Origin of the sequence: Marinobacter sp. EN3, from assembly GCF_000475315.1 — a bacterium.
GTDB lineage: Bacteria > Pseudomonadota > Gammaproteobacteria > Pseudomonadales > Oleiphilaceae > Marinobacter > Marinobacter nauticus.
Genome location: NZ_AXCC01000084.1, coordinates 1 through 2850, shown reverse-complemented (window position 1 = coordinate 2850; position 2850 = coordinate 1). Strand labels below are relative to the sequence as shown.

The 2850-nt window shown below is 54.6% G+C and carries 1 rRNA gene; it reads right to left on the bottom strand.

The features are described 5' to 3' along the window. Nucleotides 1–2827: ribosomal RNA gene (locus Q675_RS36360) — 23S ribosomal RNA — on the bottom strand; the annotation flags it as partial. Nucleotides 2828–2850 lie beyond the last annotated feature (23 nt).

Genomic DNA, 2850 nt, shown 5'->3' with positions numbered 1-2850 from the left:
CCTATCAACGTCCTGGTCTTGAACGGCTCTTCAGGAGGCTCGAGGCCTCGGGGAGATCTCATCTTGGAAGGGGCTTCCCGCTTAGATGCTTTCAGCGGTTATCCTGTCCGAACATAGCTACCGGGCAATGCCACTGGCGTGACAACCCGAACACCAGAGGTTCGTCCACTCCGGTCCTCTCGTACTAGGAGCAGCTTTCCTCAAATCTCCAACGTCCACGGCAGATAGGGACCGAACTGTCTCACGACGTTCTAAACCCAGCTCGCGTACCACTTTAAATGGCGAACAGCCATACCCTTGGGACCGGCTTCAGCCCCAGGATGTGATGAGCCGACATCGAGGTGCCAAACACCGCCGTCGATGTGAACTCTTGGGCGGTATCAGCCTGTTATCCCCGGAGTACCTTTTATCCGTTGAGCGATGGCCCTTCCATACAGAACCACCGGATCACTATGACCTACTTTCGTACCTGCTCGACGTGTCTGTCTCGCAGTCAAGCGGGCTTGTGCCATTACACTAACCGCACGATGTCCGACCGTGCTTAGCCCACCTTTGTGCTCCTCCGTTACGCTTTGGGAGGAGACCGCCCCAGTCAAACTACCCACCACACAGTGTCCTCAACCCCGATAAGGGGCCAGAGTTAGAACCTCAAACATGCCAGGCTGGTATTTCAAGGTTGGCTCCACCGGAACTGGCGTCCCGGTTTCAAAGCCTCCCAGCTATCCTACACAAGCATGCTCAAAGTTCACTGTGAAGCTATAGTAAAGGTTCACGGGGTCTTTCCGTCTAGCCGCGGATACACCGCATCTTCACGGCGATTTCAATTTCACTGAGTCTCGGGTAGAGACAGCGCCCCCATCGTTACGCCATTCGTGCAGGTCGGAACTTACCCGACAAGGAATTTCGCTACCTTAGGACCGTTATAGTTACGGCCGCCGTTTACCGGGGCTTCGATCAAGAGCTTCGCACGAATGCTAACCCCATCAATTAACCTTCCGGCACCGGGCAGGCGTCACACCCTATACGTCCACTTTCGTGTTTGCAGAGTGCTGTGTTTTTAATAAACAGTCGCAGGGGCCTGGTATCTTCGACCGGCTTCCGCTCCACCCGCAGGGGCTTCACGTACACACCGGCGTGCCTTCTCCCGAAGTTACGGCACCATTTTGCCTAGTTCCTTTACCCGAGTTCTCTCAAGCGCCTTGGTATTCTCTACCTGACCACCTGTGTCGGTTTGGGGTACGGTCTCGAATAGCCTGAAGCTTAGAAGATTTTCCTGGAAGCAGGGCATCAATGACTTCGCGCCCTTGGGCACTCGTCGTCGCGTCTCGGGATTGTGGACCCGGATTTGCCTAAGTCCACTCCCTACATGCTTAAACCGGGGCAACCGTCGCCCGGCTCACCTAGCCTTCTCCGTCTCTCCATCGCAGCTATCCAAGGTACGGGAATATTAACCCGTTTCCCATCGACTACACCTTTCGGTCTCGCCTTAGGGGCCGACTCACCCTGCGCCGATTAGCGTTGCGCAGGAACCCTTGGTCTTCCGGCGTGCGGGTTTTTCACCCGCATTGTCGTTACTCATGTCAGCATTCGCACTTCTGATACCTCCAGCATGCTTCTCAACACACCTTCGCAGGCTTACAGAACGCTCCCCTACCCCGCATACAAAGTATGCAGCCGCAGCTTCGGTGGCCAGTTTGAGCCCCGTTACATCTTCCGCGCAGGCCGACTCGACTAGTGAGCTATTACGCTTTCTTTAAAGGGTGGCTGCTTCTAAGCCAACCTCCTAGCTGTCTGAGCCTTCCCACATCGTTTCCCACTTAACTGGTACTTTGGGACCTTAGCTGGCGGTCTGGGTTGTTTCCCTCTTCACGACGGACGTTAGCACCCGCCGTGTGTCTCCCGGATAGTACTCACAGGTATTCGGAGTTTGCATGGGGTTGGTAAGTCGAGATGACCCCCTAGCCCAAACAGTGCTCTACCCCCTGTGGTATTCGTCCGAGGCGCTACCTAAATAGCTTTCGGGGAGAACCAGCTATCTCCGGGCTTGATTAGCCTTTCACTCCGATCCACAAGTCATCCCCTGGCTTTTCAACGACAGTGGGTTCGGTCCTCCAGTGCCTGTTACGGCACCTTCAACCTGCTCATGGATAGATCGCCCGGTTTCGGGTCTATGCCCAGCGACTAATTCGCCCTATTCAGACTCGGTTTCCCTACGGCTCCCCTAAACGGTTAACCTCGCCACTGAACATAAGTCGCTGACCCATTATACAAAAGGTACGCCGTCACAGAACAAGTCTGCTCCGACTGCTTGTACGCATACGGTTTCAGGGTCTATTTCACTCCCCTCACAGGGGTTCTTTTCGCCTTTCCCTCACGGTACTGGTTCACTATCGGTCAGTCAGGAGTATTTAGCCTTGGAGGATGGTCCCCCCATGTTCAGTCAACGTTTCTCGTGCGCCGACCTACTCGATTTCACTGAACTCAGGTTTCGGATACGGGGCTATCACCCACTATGGCGGCACTTTCCAGAGCCTTCTCCTACCAGTTGTCCAGCTTAAGGGCTGGTCCCCGTTCGCTCGCCGCTACTTAGGGAATCTCGGTTGATTTCTTTTCCTCAGGGTACTTAGATGTTTCAGTTCCCCTGGTTCGCCTCTTACACCTATGGATTCAGTGTAAGATACCAACCCGAAGGTTGGTGGGTTTCCCCATTCAGAGATGTCCGGATCACAGCTCGTTTGCCAGCTCCCCGAACCTTATCGCAGGCTTCCACGTCTTTCATCGCCTCTGACTGCCAAGGCATCCACCGTATGCGCTTAGTTGCTTGACTATATAACCCCAAGACAACTGATC